Source organism: Nucisporomicrobium flavum, from assembly GCF_016464385.1.
GTDB lineage: Bacteria > Actinomycetota > Actinomycetes > Mycobacteriales > Micromonosporaceae > Actinoplanes > Actinoplanes flavus_A.
The window spans coordinates 63,321-82,412 of sequence record NZ_JADMLH010000011.1; the positions used below are offsets into that span (position 1 = coordinate 63,321).

14 protein-coding genes are annotated in these 19,092 nt (G+C 71.9%); 10 read left to right on the plus strand and 4 right to left on the minus strand.

Annotated elements, in window-relative coordinates; genetic code table 11:
• Window positions 1-2: 2 nt before the first annotated feature.
• Window positions 3-1,061 carry a helix-turn-helix domain-containing protein gene (locus tag IT780_RS25095; protein ID WP_307831362.1) on the minus strand — a complete coding sequence of 353 codons (1,059 nt, stop codon included), beginning with the start codon at window positions 1,059-1,061 and terminating at the stop codon, window positions 3-5.
• On the opposite strand from IT780_RS25095, the gene IT780_RS25100 reads away from it, so the two are divergent.
• Window positions 1,060-4,416 (plus strand): NACHT domain-containing protein, encoded by a 3,357-nt coding sequence (locus tag IT780_RS25100; protein WP_372443792.1) that lies wholly within the window; start codon window positions 1,060-1,062, stop codon window positions 4,414-4,416. The two genes, IT780_RS25095 and IT780_RS25100, sit on opposite strands and share 2 nt — an antisense overlap.
• 10 nt (window positions 4,417-4,426) lie before the next feature.
• Here the strand turns inward: IT780_RS25100 and IT780_RS25105 are convergent, their stop codons facing one another.
• Window positions 4,427-5,848, minus strand: a complete 1,422-nt coding sequence (locus tag IT780_RS25105; protein ID WP_199514124.1) for a class I adenylate-forming enzyme family protein — start codon at window positions 5,846-5,848, stop codon at window positions 4,427-4,429.
• Entirely contained in the window at window positions 5,838-7,382 is a 1,545-nt protein-coding gene (locus IT780_RS25110; RefSeq protein ID WP_199514125.1) for an NAD(P)-binding domain-containing protein, read from the minus strand. Before IT780_RS25110 ends, IT780_RS25105 begins: the two co-directional genes overlap by 11 nt.
• A gap of 61 nt (window positions 7,383-7,443) precedes the next feature.
• Between IT780_RS25110 and IT780_RS25115 the strand changes: the two genes are divergently transcribed.
• From IT780_RS25115 to IT780_RS25145, 7 genes are read left to right on the plus strand one after another with little or no spacing between them, the layout of a single operon-like run.
• Window positions 7,444-8,946, plus strand: a complete 1,503-nt coding sequence (locus tag IT780_RS25115; RefSeq protein WP_233413482.1) for an HAL/PAL/TAL family ammonia-lyase — start codon at window positions 7,444-7,446, stop codon at window positions 8,944-8,946.
• Window positions 8,936-10,477 carry an NAD(P)-binding domain-containing protein gene (locus tag IT780_RS25120; RefSeq protein WP_199514126.1) on the plus strand — a complete coding sequence of 514 codons (1,542 nt, stop codon included), beginning with the start codon at window positions 8,936-8,938 and terminating at the stop codon, window positions 10,475-10,477. The genes IT780_RS25115 and IT780_RS25120 overlap by 11 nt, the downstream gene beginning before the upstream one ends.
• Window positions 10,462-11,463 carry an alpha-hydroxy acid oxidase gene (locus tag IT780_RS25125; RefSeq protein WP_199514127.1) on the plus strand — a complete coding sequence of 334 codons (1,002 nt, stop codon included), beginning with the start codon at window positions 10,462-10,464 and terminating at the stop codon, window positions 11,461-11,463. The genes IT780_RS25120 and IT780_RS25125 overlap by 16 nt, the downstream gene beginning before the upstream one ends.
• Window positions 11,460-12,797 (plus strand): cytochrome P450, encoded by a 1,338-nt coding sequence (locus tag IT780_RS25130; protein ID WP_199514128.1) that lies wholly within the window; start codon window positions 11,460-11,462, stop codon window positions 12,795-12,797. The genes IT780_RS25125 and IT780_RS25130 overlap by 4 nt, the downstream gene beginning before the upstream one ends.
• Window positions 12,794-14,068, plus strand: coding sequence for a cation:proton antiporter (locus IT780_RS25135; protein ID WP_199514129.1), 1,275 nt, complete (start codon window positions 12,794-12,796; stop codon window positions 14,066-14,068). The genes IT780_RS25130 and IT780_RS25135 overlap by 4 nt, the downstream gene beginning before the upstream one ends.
• A gap of 25 nt (window positions 14,069-14,093) precedes the next feature.
• Window positions 14,094-14,780 carry a response regulator transcription factor gene (locus IT780_RS25140; protein WP_233413483.1) on the plus strand — a complete coding sequence of 229 codons (687 nt, stop codon included), beginning with the start codon at window positions 14,094-14,096 and terminating at the stop codon, window positions 14,778-14,780.
• Entirely contained in the window at window positions 14,777-16,087 is a 1,311-nt protein-coding gene (locus IT780_RS25145) for a sensor histidine kinase (RefSeq protein ID WP_199514130.1), read from the plus strand. The genes IT780_RS25140 and IT780_RS25145 overlap by 4 nt, the downstream gene beginning before the upstream one ends.
• On the opposite strand, the gene IT780_RS25150 is transcribed toward IT780_RS25145, so the two are convergent.
• The gene (locus tag IT780_RS25150; RefSeq protein ID WP_199514131.1) at window positions 16,053-17,174 is read right to left on the minus strand and encodes a 5-methyltetrahydropteroyltriglutamate--homocysteine S-methyltransferase; all 1,122 of its coding nucleotides are present in this window, start codon (window positions 17,172-17,174) and stop codon (window positions 16,053-16,055) included. The genes IT780_RS25145 and IT780_RS25150 overlap by 35 nt on opposite strands.
• Window positions 17,175-17,237: 63 nt before the next feature.
• On the opposite strand from IT780_RS25150, the gene IT780_RS25155 reads away from it, so the two are divergent.
• Window positions 17,238-17,441 (plus strand): hypothetical protein, encoded by a 204-nt coding sequence (locus tag IT780_RS25155; RefSeq protein ID WP_199514132.1) that lies wholly within the window; start codon window positions 17,238-17,240, stop codon window positions 17,439-17,441.
• Window positions 17,442-17,461: 20 nt separating this feature from the next.
• Entirely contained in the window at window positions 17,462-19,084 is a 1,623-nt protein-coding gene (locus tag IT780_RS25160) for an amino acid adenylation domain-containing protein (RefSeq protein WP_199514133.1), read from the plus strand.
• The last annotated feature ends 8 nt before the right edge of the window (window positions 19,085-19,092 follow it).

The window sequence follows — 19,092 nt, forward strand, 5'->3', positions numbered from 1 at the left end:
CGTCACCGGAACTCCCCGACGGGTACGGAATCCTTGCTGATGAGGTCGAAGATCCGGCGGTACTCGTCGACCTCGGCCTGCTCCTCCAGGTAGAGGGCACCGACGTGGGACTCCAGATAGACCACGTCGGGATCGTCCGGGTCGTCGAACTCCAGGATCCGGAAGGCGCCGGCCATCGCCGCGTGCGCCCCGACCGAGAACGGCAGCACCCGGATGTCGACCGTGTCCTCCAGCGACAGCCGCCGCAGGTGCTCCAGCTGACCCTTCATCACCTGTTCGCCGCCGACCGGCCGGGTCAGTGCACCCTCGCCGAGCACCGTCATGAGGCGGATCGGCGGGGTACGGCCGAAGAGCGTCTTCTGCCGCTGCATGCGCAGCTTGATGTGGCGTTCGGCGGCCTCCACATCGACCGGCTGCTCGGCGCCGAAGACGGCTCGCGCGTAGTCCGGGGTCTGCAGCTCGCCGGGAACCACCTCGCCGTCGTACCCGAACAGGCGGGACGCGGACGCCTCCAGGCCGACGTACAGCTTGAACCACTCGGGGATGACCGGGCTCGCGTCCCACCACTCCTGCTGCGACGTGCCCAGCGCCAGGTCGGCGAGCGCGTCGGTGATGCTCTGGTCGGCGCCGTAGAGCCAGCAGAGCGCGCGTACGTTCGCCCCGGTGACCGGCACCTTGCCCGTCTCGATGCGGTGCAGCGTCGGCTCCGAGATGCCCAGCCGCGCCTCCACCACATCGCGCCGGCTCATCCCGGACGCGGTGCGCAGCCGCGTCAGACGCCGCCCCAGCGCCCGCCGCACGACACGTTGGCCTGTGACCGGCACGCCTAACCTCCGCCTCGCGAACCCGTGTGGACGGTGACGGCGATCACCGTACCGCAACGCCGCGTCGCCGCCAGGCAACCCGTCGTTCATGGGGTCACCGTCGGCGGCGATCAAGGGCGACCGAGGCTGGGACGGTCGGATCCACGACAGACGCTCGGGTGCGGACGGCGCGAACCCTACATTGGCAAGTCGCCATGCGTCGCCGGGGTGTCCCGTAGTGCAGAGCCGAGGAATCATGAAGCTCCCGCTGACCTACCGATCCGCCTTGAAGCTGCTGGGAGCGGAGCAACCGGCTCTGATCAACACGCTGGACCTCCTCCTCGGCGGCATCCTGCTGGCGTCCGGAGCGGTGGCTCTGCCGACCGGCAACGCCGTCCTGACCCAGGTCTGGGGCTGGATCGACCAGAAGGGAGAGCTGCTCAAGCTGCTCGGCAAGGGCACGTCGTGGATCCGGGGCCGGCTCGGCTCGGCGGCCGGTTACGACCGTATCCAGCTGATCACGGCCGCCCACACGGTCCTGGTCGGTGAGGCGATGTTTCACAGCCTTCAGACCCATCTGGGTCCGGCATACCGCACGCTGGAACTCAACGACCGCGAGAAGCGGTTCCTCCTCGCCGAACCGGATGTCGCCGAGGAGTACCGGACGGCGGTGGATGAGCTGCTCGGGGCACGTGTCGAGGTTCCGTGGGCCGGCTGTTCGTTCGACGAGAACCTCGAGCGTCATGTCGCTCCTGAGCTCCGAGCCGGTCTCACCCGGTGTTTCGCCTCGTTCGAGAAGATTTCCGCCTGGCGACGAGCCTGGCTCGATCTCGGGTACGAGCCCACGCCCGACGACCTGGTGGCCGATGCCGTTCAGCGGTACGAGGAGAACTACTTCAGGCTCGCGTCCGACGTACCGGAGTTCCTGGTCTGGGCGATGCTCGGTGGCCAGCGAGCGGCCGACCGGGCGATCAAGGCGGCCGGTCGCGACATCGTAGGCGCGCTGCGCAGCCAGACCGTGGCGCTGCACCGGGTCGAGACCGTGCTCTCGCTGCTGTCCGGTCCGCGTCAACCGCAAGCCGACCGGATCGCGCTGGAGAAGGCGAACCGTGCCATCCTCACCCAGCCCCTCATCAGGATCGGCGAGATGGAGGGCACCACCACGGTCTCCATTCCCTCGATCGAAGAGGGCTATATCGCTCCCCGGTTCCGGTTCGCTGTCATCGACGGCCAATCGCAACCCTCGAACGAGGACTGGTGGGCCGGCCATCCGGTGCGGTCCGACCTGGACGAGTTCCTCATCGCCTACCTCGCGTCCGCGCGAAGCACGCAGCAGCCGCTCGTCGTCCTCGGGCACCCGGGTGCCGGCAAGTCGTTGCTGATGCGGGTGCTGACAGCTCGGCTCTCCTCGACCTCGTTTCCCGCGTTTTTGGTCCCGCTCCGGCAGGTCCAAGCCCCCAGCGCACCGATCTTCCAGCAGATACAGGACGTGCTCGACCGGTCGACGCACGCGCGTGCCCGCTGGGCGGCGATCGCGGACGCGACCTCGCCGGAGGAGGGGCTCGGTGGTGGCGCCACGCGCGTCGTTCTCCTCGACGGACTGGACGAGCTGATGCAGGCCACCGGCACCACCGAGTCCGGTTACCTCAGCCGGGTACAGGAGTTCCAGCGGGTTGAGACGGGCCAGGACTCTCCGGTGGCCGTGATCGTGACCTCCCGTCAGGTGGTCGCGGACATCGCCGGCATCCCGCACGGATGCGCGGTCCTGCGGCTCGAGGACTTCACCGACCCCCAGGTCGAGAAGTGGATCGAGACCTGGAACGGTGCCAACGAGAGCGCCTCGGCGGGCGGCGCCGGCGGCCTGTCACTGCCGTCCGTGCTGGCCGTAGGTGCGATCGCTCGGCAACCCCTGCTTCTGCTGATGATTGCGATACAGGCGACCGCCTCCGGCGGCCACACGGTCGCCGCCAGCGAGGCGGCCGTCTACCAGCAGCTGCTCATCGACTTCACCCGCCGCGAACTACGCAAGTCCGACCGCGAGAATCGCGCCGTGGAGGCGCCGCCGGAACCGATGGTGAACGCCGAGCTCTGGCGGCTGGGGATTGCCGCGTACGGGATGTTCAACCGTGGCCGGCAGTTCGTTTCCGAGGTGCAGCTCCAGAAGGACCTGGAAACGCTCGATCCGGAAGGGCTCTCGGCGCAGGACGACCGGCCCGGTCTCGTGCAGCCGCTCAGTGAGGCGCGGCGCACCATCGGCCGGTTCTTCTTCATCCACACGTCGGAGACCGGCGAGCCGGACCGGAGCCGGAAGACGTATGAGTTTCTGCACGCCACCTTCGCCGAATACCTCATCGCGCACCATGCCGTCGACCGGACCAGAGAACTGATCGACCTGTACGAGGACTACGTCGACGGCAGGCTGCGTCCCGGCGTCGCCTGGGACAAGGACGAGGTCCTCTACGCCCTGCTGTCGCATCGACCCATAGCCGACGGCGCGATCGTGCGATTCCTCCGGCAGATCATCGACAAGCTGCGGCCCCAGGTGCGTACGTCGGGTGGCAAGGTGCTGGAAATGCTGCTGAGCAAGGTCGACCGGCATCGCATCCTCAGCAAGGAGACCGACTACAACCCGCACTCCCGGACCACGGTTCAGCGGCTGGCGGCGTACGTCATCAATCTTGTTCTGCTCCGTCTCCTGCTGGACCCGCACCGGTCGATCACCTTGACCGATCTCGCACCCGCCGGACAGGAACCGCTGGCATGGTGGCGGTCGGTCGTCCGGCTGATGCAAGCGGGACTGGAGGAAGCGGCATGGCTCGGCGTCCTGCACGCCATCGAGCCGGTCGTGTCCGACGGCGCCTACTGCCTCGGGCTTCGCCGCGATGGCTTCGCACACGACATGCAGGAGGTGTACGAGGCGCGGCTGCTGTTCGACCGCGCCGCCGCCGATGTGGCCCACGTCGGTGTCGCGCTCTGGCGGGGTACCCCCGTGCCTGCGGCCGCGAGCCCCGTCCAGCTGTATTCCGATGTCCTTGCCCGTCGGCTCTTCGCCGCCCCCTCGCCCGCCAGCGCTCCGCTGCTGCTGGAGGCGATAAGGCGGATCGGGCCCCTTCGGCCACCGGTATCGTTCGCCGTGGTGGAGTACGTGCTCACCCACTGCGGCCACCTGTCGAGGGACGACACCGCCGAGCTCGTGGCAGCCGCCGTGACGTCCACAGCGGAGGCGGTCCGCGCGGTGCCGGTCATCATCGCCCGGCCGCGGCTGCTCGAGGTGCTGCCGCACATCGGGGACTGGTACGGGCAGCGGTTCCCTTCGGCCGCCGACTTCGCCCGGGTGGCGGGCGCCTTCGCGCTGCTCAACCTCATCGGCTCGGCGCAGGACAAAGACCTGGGGTGGCCGGTCTACAAGCTCCTCATGCGCACCAACGCGGGACTCGCATCGATGGTGAGATCCGACGTGATCAAGAAGTACGCGTCAGTGTCCGCCGTCGCCGACGACACACGTTCGTCGCTGTTGCCGGCGATCGTCGACGCGCTGACGCACGAGCTGATCAGACTTGAGGAGGACCCGACTCCGCTGCCGGTCCGGACAGCCGGCAGGCCGGTGCGATGAAAGGTCCGGATCAGCTCGGCAGGGCGTTCTTGTCCGGTTTGCCGCTCGGCGAGACCGGTACCCGGTCGATCGTCCGGATGGTTCGCGGCGCGGCCGCCTCGCCCAGCGAGCCGGCGACCAGTCGGCGCAGGGCCGCGGGATCCGGTGTGCGGCCGTCCGCCGGTACGACGAAGGCGTGCACGGCCTCCCCGGTGACGTCGTCGGGCCGGCTGACCACGTAGGCCTCGGCGACGGCGGGGTCGCTCGCCAGCGCCCGCTCGATGGGGCCCGCGTACACCAGGGTGGCGTCGACGATGATGACGTCGCGGGCCCGGCCGAGGAGGTAGAGGTAGCCGTCCGGGCCGAGGCGGGCCAGGTCGCGGGTGCGGACCCACCCGTCGGCGAACACGTCCGCGGTCTCGGCCGGGTCGCCGGCGTACCCGCAGGCCTGCGCCGGGGTCCGGACGAAGAGTTCCCCCTCGGCGGCCGGGCGGCCGGCGGCGTCCCGGACGGCCAGGCGGGTCACCGCGGGCGGGCGGCCGACCGAGGCGAGCACGGCGCCCGGGCCGCGCATCTCGGCCGGGGTCAGCATGGTGATCATGCCGGTCTCGGTCTGACCGTATCCGTGGAAGACGACCGGCCCGAGCACGTCCAGCGCCTCGGCGAGCCGGGCCGGTGGCAGGGGCGATCCCGAGACGAGCAGGGCCCGGAGCGAGCTGAGGTCCGCCGGGTCGGTGCGCTGGGCGCGGACCAGCTGGTGCAGCTTCCCGACGGTGATGACGCTCGCGGTGGCCCGGTGCCGGGTGATCATCGCGGGGAACCCCGGTGGCCGGGCGGCGACGAGGGTGCCGCCGGCGGCGAGGGTCACGATGGCGTACTCGAGCATGACCTGGCTGCTCAGCGAGCCGAAGACGAGGTACCGCCGCAGGCGGGCGGCGAGCTCCCGGATCGCCGGCGGCCACCGGTCCGGGTACGGCGCCCAGGCGGCGCTCATCGCCGCGTACGTCTGCAGGCAGCCCTTGGGGTGACCGGTGGTGCCGCTGGTCCAGATGATCCGGGCGATGTCGTCCGGCCGGCCGGCGGCGATCAACGGGCCGCCGTCGTCGGCGGTGGCCGTCAGCTCGCCGAGCCGGGCGTCGTCGACGAGCAGCACGTCGCCGCCGAGCAGGCGGGCCAGGTGGCCGGTGCTCTGGCCGGTGCGGATGCCGGACACCCGGGCTCCGACGGCGAACGCGGCGATGGTCGCCGCGAAAGCCTCGGCGGTGACGCCCAGGCGCAGCGCGACATCGGTGCCCGGCCCGGCTCCGGCGGCGCGCAGACCGGCGGCGGTCCGGCGGACCAGCGCGGACATCCCGGCGGCGGTGACGACCCGGTCGCCGTCGCAGAACACCGGCCGGTCGTCGCCGGTGGCCAGCAGGTCCAGGACCGCCTGCGGCCAGACGTCAGTGGGCATCGGCCAGGACGCCCTTGATGAAGAGCGCGAGCGGTTGCTGGTGCACGGCCGGCAGGTTCCACTCGTTCTCCAGGTTCTCCGCCAGGTGGTGCTCGGCCACGACCTGCCCACCGCGGTACGCCCGGACGACCGGATGCAGGTAACTGGCGTCGTGGGCGGCGGCGGGGTCGTTCTCGGCGATCCGTGGCACGGTGATGTCGAACGGGTCGCCCTGGTCGTGGTCCGCGCCGTACTCGAGCGTGGTCACCAGGGCGAACACGTCCGGCCCGAGACCGTTGTCCCGCAGGTACGCGACCGGCACCTCCTCCAGGTAGCGCGCGACGCCGCCGTCCACCGTGACCACGTCGGCGAGCACGGCGAACTGCTGCCACAGCGCCGAGGTGCGGTTGATCCGGGCGATGATCGCGTCGGTGATCGCCTCCGGGGTGGGCTCCACGGGGGTGGCCGGCCACGGGGTGCCGTGGTGCCGGGCGCCGAGGATCCGGTGCAGGGCGCGGGCCCCGTACCGGAAGCCGTGGATGAAGCCGCCGGTGGACTTCTTGAAGTCGCGTTGCTGGGTCAGGGTCCCGGCGAAGTACAGGCCGGGTACGTTCACCGACTCGTACGCCGGGGTCTGCTCCGGGAAGCGGTCGTTGATGACCAGCCTCGGGCGGGCCGAGTCGTCGAAGACGGACGCGTCGAACCGGAAGCCGGTGCAGAGGATGATCCGGTCGTAGTCGATGTGGCGGATCGACTCGACCGTCCGGGCGTACCGGAAGTCGATCCGGAAGCCGCCGTCGTCGCGCCGGGCGATCCGCTCGATGGTGCCGTCGAGCACCGCGTTCTGGGATTTGAGCTGGTACGTGTCGAGGAAGTTGTTGTTGACCGCGCGCAGGTGCCCGACGTAGTGCGACTGCCAGGCGAGCCGGACCGAGTGCGGGCCGGCGACGTGGATCACCGCCGCCGTCTCGACCAGCGCGTCCGCCGTCTCGAACGCGGAGTTGCCCTTGCCGACGATGAGCACCCGCTGATCGGTGAAGTCGTCCGGGTCGACGCTGACCGTGTCGTACCGTTCGGCGAGCTCCGCACCCTCGATCGGCGGGACGTACATCCGCGAGACACCGGTCGCGACGATCACCCGGCGGGCCCGGAACTCCGTCTCGCCGGCCTCGACGGTGAACACCTCGCCGTCGTACGCGATCCGGGTGACACGGGTGTCATAGCTGACCCGCAGGTCCCGCGCGAAGTCGGCCAGGTAGCGGACGAAGTCGCCGGCGGCCGGGAAGTACCGCTTGCTGTAGTGCTTGAACAGCAGCGCCGGATCGTCGGTGAGCAGCGAGTTCCAGTCCGCCCGCAGGTTGAACTCAGGATCGTCGGAGCCGGTCCACACCTTGTTGATCGAGATCAGCGTGCGGTGCCGCGGATAGGTGGCGAAGAAGCTCCCGGGAGCGGCTCCGGCCTCCAGCACGAGGTAGTCGCGACCGTCGCGGTCCATCAGGGCGGCGAGCTGGAGCCCGCCCGGTCCGGCTCCGATGATCAGGTAATCGAGGGTCATGTGCGCACCGTAACGACGCGATTTCAGAGCCCTCTGATATTCGCGCTCTAGCGTCCCGGCCATGACGACAGCGATCGACCTCGCGGCGCCGCTGCGGATCGCCGACCTGCGGGCCGCCCGCGACCCGGTCACCGTCCTGATCGGACAGCCGGTCCGGGACCGGGTCGCGGCCGGCCGCGACTTCCTGTCCGAGGTGCTCGGCGACGACCGCCAGGTGTACGGCAGCACCACCGGCTTCGGTGCCCTCGTCGGCTACGCGGGCCGCGCCGACCTGCGTGACCAGGCCGACAACACGCTCGCCCACCTCGGCGCCGGGCAGGGCCCGGACCTCGCCGCCAAGGTCGTCCGGGCGACCATGCTGATCCGGGCCCGATCCCTGGCGCAGGGCGCGTCGGGGGTGTCCCCCCACGTCGTCGACGCGCTCGCGGCGATGCTCGCGACCACGTTCGTGCCGGCCGTGCCGCGGCTCGGCTCGGTCGGGGCCAGCGGCGACCTGATCCCGCTCGGTGCGGCCGCACAGGCGCTGCGGGGCCGCGGGCACGCCTATGTGGACGGCGTGCGCATGCCCGCCGCCGAGGCGCTGGCCCGGGCCGGGCTCGCGCCGCTGCCCCTGGACGGCCGGGACGCCCTGGCCCTGGTCAACGGCACCTCGCTGACCACGGCGGCGACCGCCCTGGCCCTGGACGCGACCCGTACGGCGCACCGCGCGATCCAGCTTCTCACGTGTCTGCTGACGGATCTGCTCGGCAGCGATCCGCAGTTCCTCGACGCCCGGCTGCTCGCCGCGTACGGGCATCCCGGCGTGATCGAGGTCGGCGCCGCCATGCGACGGGTCACCGAGGGCCTCACCCCGTCGGGCAAACGGCCGCTGCAGGAGCCGTACAGCATCCGGTGTTCGCCGCAGCTGCTCGGCGCGGCCGAGGACGCCCTGCGGTTCGTCGACGGGATCGTCGCGGCGGACCTGGGCGGCGTCAGCGACAATCCGCTGTTCTTCCCGGACGACGACCTGGTCGTGCACGGCGGGAACTTCTTCGGCCAGCCCGCCGCGTTCGCCGCCGACCTGCTGTCGACGGTGATCGCGCAGCTCGGCAACCTCGCGGAACGGCAGCTCGACCTGCTCGTCGACCCTGACCGCAACACCGGGCTGCCGCCGATGCTGGCCGCCGGGCCCGGGCAGCAGCACGGCCTGCAGGGCGTGCAGCTCGCCTCGACCGCGCTGGTCGCCGAGATCCGCCGGGACGCGACGCCGGCGAGCATGCAGAGCCTGCCGACCAACCTGCACAACCAGGACGTCGTCCCGTTCGGTACGCAGGCCGCGCTGCGCGCCGTGGACCAGGCGCGGCTGCTGCACCTGATCGTGGGGTCGCTCGCGGTGGGACTGCGGCAGGCGGCCCACGTCGGCGCGCGTACCCCGACGGCGGACGGGTGCGCCGCGGTGATGGCGGCGCTCGTCGAGGCCGTACCCCCGGTCGACCCGGACCGGCCGCTCGACGGCGACGTGCGACGCGCGGCCGGCGTGGTCGCAGCCATTTCTCTCCCCGAAGGTGACCGCCATGACGCTTGACTATCTGATCATCGGAGCCGGTCCGGCGGGGCTGCAGCTCGCCGCCCTGATGGAGCGTGCCGGTCACGAATACCTGGTGCTCGAGGGATCGGACGTCCCGGGTGCGTTCTTCACCCGCTATCCGCGGCACCGCACGCTGATCTCGATCAACAAACCGCACACGGGTACGGACGACCCGGAGCTGAACCTGCGGCTCGACTGGAACTCGCTCCTCGGCGACGACCCGGCGCTGCTGTTCACCGGGTACACCGGCGCCTACTTCCCGGCCGCCGACGTCATGGTGCGCTACCTGGCCGATTTCGCCGCGAAGTCCGGTGTGAAGGTCCGTTACGGCGCCCGGGTGGAACGGGTCGGCCGGGCCGGGGACGTCTTCACCGTCCGTACCGCCGACGAAGTCTTCACGGCACGACGGGTGATCGTCGCCACCGGGGTGTCCCGGACCTACCGGCCGGACATCGAGGGCTTCGAGCTGGCCGAGGGCTACGACGAGATGTCTGTCGATCCGCTCGACTATCTCGACCAGAAGGTGCTGATCATCGGCAAGGGCAACTCCGCCTTCGAGACGGCGGACGCGCTGATGGAGACCACCACGGTCATCCACGTGGCCGGGCCCAGTCCGGTGCGGATGGCGTGGCGCACGCATTTCGTCGGGCACCTGCGGGCGGTCAACAACAACTTCCTCGACACCTATCAGCTCAAGTCGGCGAACGCGATCCTCGACGGCGACATCCTCCGCATCGAGCGGGACGGCGACGGATACCTGGTCACGGTCCGCTTCTCGCGGGCCGATGAGGTGGTGAAGCAATTGCGCTACGACCGCGTGCTCGCCTGCACCGGCTTCCGGTTCGACCCGTCGATCTTCGACGACTCGTGCCGGCCGGAGCTGGTCATCCGCGACCGGTTCCCGGCGCAGACCGACGAATGGGAGTCGGTGAACGTGCCGGGTCTCTTCTTCGCCGGGACCGTCTCCCAGGTGCGCGATTTCAAGAAGTCCACTAGCGGCTTCATCCACGGCTTCCGCTATGCCGTACGCGCGCTCTTCCGAATCCTGGAGCGACGGTACGGCGGGTCGCCCTGGCCGGCCACGCCCGTGGAGCCCACCCCGGAGGCGATCGCCGAGGCCGTCGTCGCGAGGGTCAACCGGAGCTCGGCGCTGTGGCAGCAGTTCGGCTTCCTCGGCGACGTCGTCACGGTCGCCGGCGGGGAAGCGGCGTACCACGAGGAGGTGCCGGTCGACTACTTCGCGCGCGCCGGGCTGGGCCCCGCCGACCACGCCTTCGTCGTCACCCTCGAGTACGGGCCCCGCCACGACCAGGTCGACCCGTTCGACATCACCGTCTCCCGGATCGCGCAGGACACCCCGGGGCAGGCGCACGACGCCGCGTACCTGCACCCGGTGGTACGGCACCACAGCGGTGGCGTGGTGACCGCCGAGCACCACCTGGCGGAGAACCTGGAGAACCAGTGGGACCGCCCGGACGTCCACGTCAAGCCGCTCGCCGCGTTCGTACGCCGATGCCTGGACAGCTGACGGGGCTCGACCCGGTGTACGCCGACTTCTTCGCGGGCGGGGCCGGGGACGAGCGGACCCTGCGCGGCAACGAGGAGGCGTTCCAGCGGCTGCGGCTCGTACCGCGGGTGCTCCGGGCGACCGGTGAGCGCGACCTGAGCATCACGCTGTTCGGTACGGAGCTCGCCGCACCGATCCTCGTCGCGCCCACCGCGTTCCACCGCCTGGCGCATCCCGATGGCGAGGCGGCCACGGCCCGCGGCGCCGCCGGGACGATCCTCGTGGTCAGCATGGCGTCGACCACGGGACTCGAGGCGATCGCCGAGGCCGGCGGCCCTCTGTGGTTCCAGCTGTACCCGCAGCCGGACCTGGCGTTCACCGAGGCGGTGATCCGGCGCGCGGAGGCGGCCGGCTGCCGGGCGCTGGTGGTGACCGCGGACTCGCCGGTGTTCGGGCGGCGGGAGCGTGACCTGCGGAACGGGTTCACCGATCTGCCGGCCGGGATGGTGTGCGAGAACATGCGCGACACCACCGGCCGGGTCCGCGACATCGTGATGGACGCGGGCCTCGGCTGGGACCGGATCGACTGGCTGCGTGGCGTCACCGGGCTGCCGATCCTGCTCAAGGGGGTGCTGCATCCGGCGGACGCCGCTTTGGCGGTCGAGCACGGCGTGTCGGGGCTGGTGGTGTCGAACCATGGCGGTCGGCAGCTCGACGGCGCGATCGCCACGGTACGGGCACTGCCTGCCGTGGTGGATGCGGTCGGCGGGCGGGTGCCGGTCCTGCTCGACGGCGGGGTCCGGCGCGGTGTGGACGTGCTGTGCGCCCTCGCGCTGGGTGCGACCGCGGTGCTGATCGGGCGGCCGGTCCTGTGGGGGCTCGCCGGCGGGGGCAGCGCAGGGGTGCGGCAGGTGCTCGATCGGCTGCGTACCGAACTGGACACCGCGCTCGCGCTGGTCGGCGCCCGTACCCCGGCCGAGCTGACTGCTGACCTGGTGGCGCCATGATCCTCTTCATCCTCCTGGGCGTCCTCCTGGTCCTCCTGGTGTGGAGTCTGCCCCGCTGGCTGCCGCCCGCGGTGGTCCGGCTGCGGCAGTGGATCTTCGTCCGGATCAACGGGGAGGAGGGCATCCCGGTGCCGGGCCCGCTGGTCGGGGCCGAACACTTCGAGCGGGTGTACGCCGACCCGGCCGCCGACGGGCGCAGCCGGGGCGCCGGCCTCTCCGACCTGTTCTGGTACTGGCTCGCGCCCGGTCCTCAGATGCACCAGGAACATCTGGAACCGGGGGAGCGGCACCGCACGGTCGCCCGTACGACCCGTCAGGTGCTGGCCATGCCGCACACCCGTTCCGCCGGCCTGGCCGCGGCGGCGACCCGGCGGGTCCTCGGCGAGCTGCCCGGCGGGCGGACCGTGCGCGTACGGCTGCGGGACCTGATGATGCCGGTCTGGGCCGAGGTCTGGTTCGAGGCAGTCTTCGGTGAGCCGTGCCCGCGCGCGGCCCGCGACCTGATCGTGGCGAACGCCGACGACGTGGTGACCGCCCTCAAGGCGACCGGGCTGCGACACCTGGACCGCCGGGACCGGATGACCCGGTACCTGCTCGGCCGGATCGAGGCGGGCACGTGCCCGGTGCTGCTGCCCGAGCCGTTCACCGCCCAGGAGACGGCCTGGTACCTGCAGGGCGCGTTCTTCAACACGGCGGTCGTGCAGATGTCCGAGGCGATGGCGCACGTGCTGCTGACCGTGGCGGCGTACCCGGACGCGGTGCCCGACCCGGACGACGACGCCGCGGTGGACCGGCTGATCGACGAGACGCTGCGGGTGCACCCGCTCTTCGGGATCGCCCACCGGATCACCTCGGCGCCGATCGTGGTGGACGAGTGGGTCACCCTGCCGGCCGGTTCGGTGCTGCTGTTCGACTATCTGGCGTACCAGCGCACGGGCCCGGCCGCCGACGACGCGTTCGACCCGGATCGCTGGCTCGGGCTCCCGCGCAAGGAGGCGCACTTCATCCCGTACGGGGTGACCGCCAACCGCGCCTGTCCCGCACGTGGCGCCGCCCCGGTGATGCTGCGCGCGGCGACCCGTGAGGTGCTGCGCCGGTACGCCCTGTCCTCCTCGGTGCAGCACACCCGCTCGATGCCGAACCGCGGACCGGCGTACCTGACACCCGCCGGGACTCCCGGTCCCGGACGGGCCCGGCTGGCGCTGATGGCGCTGCGCGACCGCTGGGGCGGCGTCGGGCGTTCCCTGCAACAGCTCGTCCTCGGCACGTGGATGGTCCTCGACGCGCGACGCCAGCGACTCTGCACCACCTACTTCCAGGAGGAACGAGTATGACGCCCACCGACCTCGCGTCGCGGTTCTTCATCGCCGTCGCCGTCATCCTGGTGTTCTGCAGGCTGATCGCGTGGCTGCTCGGCAAGGTGGGGCAGCCGCCGGTGGTGAGCGAGATGCTCGCCGGCGTCCTGCTCGGACCGTCCCTGCTCGGGCTGCTCTTCCCGACCGTCCAGGACGCGCTGTTCCCGGCTCCGCTCCTGCCCGTCCTGTACGTGGTCGGCCAGGTCGGGCTCGTGCTGTTCATGTTCCAGGCCGGCTACGCCTTCGCCGGCCACCGGACCACCAGGCTCGCCGGTACGGCCGGGGCCGTGTCCCTGGCCGGGGTGACTGTCCCGCTGGTGCTCGGCGTCCTGGTGGTGCTGGTGACCGCCGGACGGGTACCGATCCAGAAGGAGGGGGTGCCGATCGGCGTGTCGGCGGCGTTCGTCGGCGTCGCGCTGGCCATCACCGCGTTCCCGATGCTCGCCCGGATCATCACCGAGCGCGGCCACGCCGGGACCCGCCACGGCTCGCTCGCGCTGGCCAGCGGCGCGATCGACGACATGGTCGCCTGGATCATGCTGGCCGTGGTGCTGGCGTTCGCCTCCGGCGAGGCCGCCCCGATCGTCGTCACCGGCGGCGGCGCGGTCCTCTTCGGCCTGGTGCTCTGGTACGGCGGCAGGCGGGTCGCCGGCGCGCTGATGCACACCGAGCGGCTCTCCGGTCAGGCCCGGCTGCTGGGCACGGTGGTGCTGCTCTTCCTGGTCGCCTGGTACACCGACGAGATCGGGCTGTACGCGGTCTTCGGCGCGTTCGCGGTCGGCGTGGTCATGCCGCACACCGCCCGTACCGACACGGTCGTCGACACGCTGACCCCGGTCGCGGCCACCGTCTTCCTGCCGCTGTTCTTCACGTTCTCGGGGCTGCGTACCGAGTTCGGCCTGCTCGGGAACCCGGCCGTGCTGCTGTTCGCGGTCGGGTGCGTGACCCTCGCGATCCTCGGCAAGTTCGGTGCCTGCTGGGCGGCGGCGCGGCTGCGCGGCGAGCCGAACGGGGTCGCCCTGCGGGTCGGCGCGCTGATGAACGCTCGCGGGCTGATGCAGCTCATCGCGCTGAACGTCGGGCTGGAGGCCGGCATCGTCGGCCCGGCGCTGTTCACCGTGCTCGTGCTGGTCGCGCTGGTCACGACGCTGATGACGACGCCGGCCCTGAGCTGGATCGAGCGCCGGGACGCGCGGGCGCGGCCGGTGACGACTGAACCGGTTCTGGTCGGCGCGGAGGGGTCCCAATGATTGAAGGAGCAACTACCATAGATCGATGGATCCCTATGCGAGCGATGATCGGACCGGGCCTCGGCTGCTCCTCGTGGAGGACGACGCCGAGCTCAATGACCTGCTCACCGAGACCCTCGCCGAGGAGGGGTACGCCGTCGACCAGGCCCGCGACGGCCAGCTGGGCCTGCACCTGGGGCTGAGCCGGCGCTACGACGTGATGGTCATCGACCGGCTGCTGCCCGCCCTCGACGGACTCGACCTGGTGAAACGGTTCCGTTCCCGCTCCGTCCGGGCCCGGACCCTGATGCTGACCGCCCTCGGCGCGGTCGGCGACCGGATCGCCGGCCTCGACGCGGGCGCCGACGACTACCTGACCAAGCCGTTCGACCTGGACGAGCTGAGCGCCCGGCTGCGCGCCCTGTGCCGGCGGAGACCGGAGTCCGTCGAGGCACTGCGGATCGGCGCCGGCCTGCTGGACCCGGCCACCCGGCTCGCGGTGCTGCCCGACGGCACGCGGGTGCCGCTGTCCGGGCGCGAGTGCGAACTGCTGCGAGTGCTGGCCGCCCGGCCCACCGGCGTGCACTCCCGGGCCGACCTGCGCAGCCGGGTCTTCGACGAGGCAGCGGCGGCCTCCATCGTGGACACGTACGTCTACTACCTGCGCTGCAAGCTCGGGCGGCAGGTGGTGCGGACCGTGCACGGCCTCGGATACCGGCTCGGTGTGCTGTGACGGCGGCCGGTCCGATCGAGACGACCCTGGTACGGCGGGCCCGGCTGCGCATCGGCCTGGCGGTCGGGCTCGTCTTCACCGCGCTCCTCGGGCTCGCGGGCGGGATCTCGTACGCCGTCCTGCTGCGCAGCCAGGAGGCCCAGATCGACCGGGAACTGGCCTGGGGGGTCGCCAACGGATCGATCAGCGGCCCGCCCGGCTGCAGCTGGATCCTCCGGTACGACGACGGCGTGCTCACCGGACGGAGCAGCCCGCCGCCGCCGGGCCTGCCCCTGGACGCCGAGGCGCAGCGGGTGACAGCCACCGGCGCCGGCCGGACCCGCCAGGCCGACCGGGGCGCAACGGTGTATCACATCCGCACCGAGCCGCGGGACGGCGGCGTCGTGCAGGCGGTGTTCGACGCCCGCTTCCAGCTCGCCGACCGCCGGCACCTGCTGTGGGCGTTCACGCTGGCCGCGGCGGCCGGACTGCTCGGGTCCGTCCTGACCGGCGTGTTCGTCGGCCGCCGGGCGGTGGCGCCGCTGGTCGAGGCACTGGCCCGGCAACGCCGGTTCGTCGCGGACGCCAGCCACGAGCTACGGACGCCGATCGCGCAGATCCACACCCGGGCCCAGATGCTGGCCCGCCGCGCCACCCGCGCCGAGCCCACGACCGAGCGCCGCGACCTGGACCGGCTCGTCGAGCTGACCCGCCGGCTCGGCGAGATCGTCGACGAACTGCTGCTCTCCGCCCGCCTTGCCGCGGTCCCCGCCGACCGGTTGCCGGGAATCCCGGTCGACCTCACGGCCGTCGCGGCCGGGGCGGTCGCCGCCGAGCTCGACCGGGCCGCGGAGCGCGGGCAGGAGCTGACGCTGACGGTCCCGGACGGCCCCGTCCTCGTCACCGGCATCGAATCCGCCCTGCGCCGCGTCATCGGTGAACTGCTCGCCAACGCCCTCACCCACCTCCCGCGAGGCGGCCGGGTCACGGTGACGGTCAGCGACCCCGGGTGCGCCGAGGTGCTGGTCGCGGACAACGGCGCCGGCTTCGACCCGGCCGACGCCGACCGGATCTTCGACCGGTTCCACCGCGGGGACGGCGCGGGGGAACGGCGGTTCGGCCTCGGCCTGGCCCTGCTGCGGGAGGTCGTCACCAGTCACGGTGGCACCATCACGGCGCAGGGCCGCCCCGGAGCCGGCGCCACCTTCACCGTCCGGCTGCCCACCGTCGCCACGCCGGACCGGCACCGGGTCCGGCTCGGCGAACCGGCGGGGGTCTCCGCGAAGGCCCCGGCTAGCCCCAGACCTCCTCGGCGATCTCCGCGATGAGCCGCAACTTCGCGACCTCCTCGTCGTACGAGAGCACGTTGCCCTCGACCGTGGACGAGAAGCCGCACTGCGGGGACAGGCACAGCTGCTCGAGCGGCACATACTTTGCGGCCTCGTCGATGCGGCGCTTCAGCGTGTCCTTCGATTCCAGCTCGCCGCGCTTGGTGGTGACCAGGCCGAGCACCACCATCTTGCCCGGCGGTACGAACCGCAGCGGCGCGAAGCCGCCCGAGCGCTCGTCGTCGTACTCCAGGAAGAAGCCGTCCACGGCCAGCTCGCTGAACAGCGCCTCGGCGACGAAGTCGTAGCCGCCCTCGGCCGCCCAGGACGAGCGGAAGTTGCCGCGGCACATGTGCGTGGTGACCGCCAGCCCGGCCGGCCGGTCCTGGATCGCGGCGTTGATCTGCTTGATGTAGCGCAGGTGCTGGTGCTCAGCGTCGTCGCCCCGCGAGCTGAGCAGGGCGCGCTGGGCGGGATCGTTGAGGTAGGCCAGGCTCGTGTCGTCGAGCTGCAGGTAGCGGCAGCCCAGGCCGTGGACCCGGCGGACCTGTTCGGCGTACGCGGCGCTGAGGTCGGTCCAGAACTGGTCCTCGTCCGGGTACACGGCCGGATCGATGGCCGCCCGCCCGCCGCGGTAGTGCACCATGCTCGGCGAGGGGATGGTCAGCTTCGCCGTCACGCCGGGGCCGACGGTCCGCGCGAGGAACGCGAACGCCTCACCGAAGATGGTGTCGGTGAGCCGGACCGGCGCGTCGACGGCCAGCGCGGCGGACTCGAAGTCCAGCTCGCCCTCCGCGTTGCGGAAGTGCACCTGGATCTTCTCGTCGGTGCGGCTGATGCCACCGAGCTGGTAGATGAAGTCCATGTGCCAGGACGTACGCCGGAACTCGCCGTCGGTGGCCGAGCGCAGCCCGACGTCGCGCTGCATCGCGACAACCTCGCGGATCGCGTCGTCCTCGACGGCGCGCAGCTCGTCGTCACCGATCTTCCCGGCCGCGTGCTCCTCGCGGGCCCGCAGCAGGCGCGCGGGCCGGAGCAGACTGCCGACGTGATCCGCCCGGAAGGGCGGGGTGTCGCGGAGTGTCATGGTCGATACCCCCTCAATGGACAGCCTAGGTGCACCGGCACGGGCGAGCCATAGACTCGGCCCGTGACGGATGCCGACCTCATCGCCATCGCGCGGGCGAGAGCGGCCGAGCTCGGTCGCCCGTCATATCCCGAGGCGGAGGTGGAGGTTCGAGAGCCGGAGGCGGAGGTCCTGCTCAGCGACCCGCGATACGCCCGCGGCGGCGGGCTTCTGGTGGTCATCGACACCGCCACCGGCGCCGTCCTGCGCGTGACCCCGCAGTTGTGAGGGCGACCTATCGTCTGGGGGTGTCGCTCGCCGAGGAACTGGACGACCCCGATGACCTGGCCCGGTTGCTGGCCGTGGAGAGAGCCGGGCGGGACGGTGGGCCCGAGCTCATCGGCAAGCTGCTCGGCCTGGCGCTGCACGACGGTGCCGAGGTGCAGGTCACGGGCGGCGTGGCCGAGCGCTGGGATTCCCTGAGCGACGCCGCGGCGGCAGCCCTGGCGGCTGTCCTCCGCCGGCACCCGCCGGCCGACGACCGGATCGGCCGGGCCGTCGTCGACCTGGCCGAGGACGACGAGCGCGTCGGCCGGCTGCTGCAGATCTTCGGCCCCGACGCCGAGCCGGTGCGCCGCGAGCTGGAGGTCAGCAGCGAGGAGCGGCTTCGCGTACGGGCGCTGCGGGCGGTCCGTCCCATCGACCGTCCTGTCGACCTCAACCGCCGCTTCCTCGCCGACCCCTCGCCGGTCGTCCGGCTCGAGGCGCTGCGCGGAAGTTCCCGGTTCGGCCCCGAGGACGCGCACCGGGCGCTGTCCGACCCGAGCGCGGAGGTGCGGCTGGCGGCCGTACAGAAGCTGCAATGGCGGGACACACCAGCGTTCCTCGCCGCAGCGCGCGTCGAGACGGTACGCACGATCCGGGAGCAGTACGTTCAGGCGCTGGTCCGCCGCCCCCTGACCGACGACGTGTTCCGGGCACTCCTGGGGTACCTCGCCGACGACGGCTGGGCCGGGCGTACAGCGGCCGGGCGCCTGCGCGAGCTTGACAACCCCGGCGTCGTGGCTGCGGTCGCCTCCCGGATCCTGGTCGTCGACGACGAGGCGCACCTGGCCGCCCTGGCCGAGTTCCCGCACCTGCTCGAGTACGCGCCCGAAGTGTCCGAGCCGCTCCGGTGTCTGCACCGCAGCGCGACGGACGGCGAACTGCTCGGCGTACTGGACCGGCTGCCGCTGGGGGAGCGGTCACCGTACCCCCTGGAAGATCCGGCGGGCGGCCTGGATCCGGCGCAGCAGGCTCGGCTTCTCCGCGCGGTCCTGGGGTGGGCGCACGGCATCGTGGAATCGGATGGCCTGGCGGCGTGGCTGGCGGCACCGGACGACCACACCGCGGCGGACTGGATCACCGAGCACGACTGGTTCGGCACCGGGCCGGCCGCCGACCTTCTGCGCGCGGCCGTCGACGGCGACCTGCGGCGCGCGCTGGCCGTCGACCTGGGCACGGACCTGCTGCGCCTGGCCCACGTGTTCACGGCCCGGCAGATCCGCGCCGGCCTGGACCCGCTGCCGCCGGGAACGCTGAGTCGCCTGCTGACCGAAGGCCCCGATCTGCTGCGCGTACGGTTCCAGCGAGGCCGCACCGTCGTCCTCCGGCTGCACGGCTCGGCCGCCATCGGCCCGCGCCTCACCCCGGCGACCGCGCTGCTGCACGTGCCGTGCCCCGGTTGCGGCACACCGGCGCGGTTGCAGGGAACACCCCAGTGGACGTACCGCGACGAGGACCGGGTGCGCGAGGTCGAGGACGGGTACGCGGCCGCCCTGACCGGCGCCTGCCCTGCCTGCGGGGGACCGGTGCGCACGGAGGTGCTGCTGTCGCTCACGGAGGGACGATTCGACGGCCCCCGCGAGGTCAGCTGGGACGCGCGGTCATGAGGCCGGCC

Excerpts from the sequence above, each read along its gene's own strand:
- IT780_RS25125 (WP_199514127.1), top strand. The coding sequence starts at position 10,462 with ATGCCTGGACAGCTGACGGGGCTCGACCCGGTGTACGCCGACTTCTTC.
- IT780_RS25100 (WP_372443792.1), top strand. The coding sequence starts at position 1,060 with ATGAAGCTCCCGCTGACCTACCGATCCGCCTTGAAGCTGCTGGGAGCG.
- IT780_RS25150 (WP_199514131.1), bottom strand. The coding sequence starts at position 17,174 with ATGACACTCCGCGACACCCCGCCCTTCCGGGCGGATCACGTCGGCAGT.
- IT780_RS25115 (WP_233413482.1), top strand. The coding sequence starts at position 7,444 with ATGACGACAGCGATCGACCTCGCGGCGCCGCTGCGGATCGCCGACCTG.
- IT780_RS25130 (WP_199514128.1), top strand. The coding sequence starts at position 11,460 with ATGATCCTCTTCATCCTCCTGGGCGTCCTCCTGGTCCTCCTGGTGTGG.
- IT780_RS25135 (WP_199514129.1), top strand. The coding sequence starts at position 12,794 with ATGACGCCCACCGACCTCGCGTCGCGGTTCTTCATCGCCGTCGCCGTC.
- IT780_RS25105 (WP_199514124.1), bottom strand. The coding sequence starts at position 5,848 with ATGCCCACTGACGTCTGGCCGCAGGCGGTCCTGGACCTGCTGGCCACC.
- IT780_RS25095 (WP_307831362.1), bottom strand. The coding sequence starts at position 1,061 with ATGATTCCTCGGCTCTGCACTACGGGACACCCCGGCGACGCATGGCGA.
- IT780_RS25120 (WP_199514126.1), top strand. The coding sequence starts at position 8,936 with ATGACGCTTGACTATCTGATCATCGGAGCCGGTCCGGCGGGGCTGCAG.
- IT780_RS25110 (WP_199514125.1), bottom strand. The coding sequence starts at position 7,382 with ATGACCCTCGATTACCTGATCATCGGAGCCGGACCGGGCGGGCTCCAG.
- IT780_RS25140 (WP_233413483.1), top strand. The coding sequence starts at position 14,094 with ATGGATCCCTATGCGAGCGATGATCGGACCGGGCCTCGGCTGCTCCTC.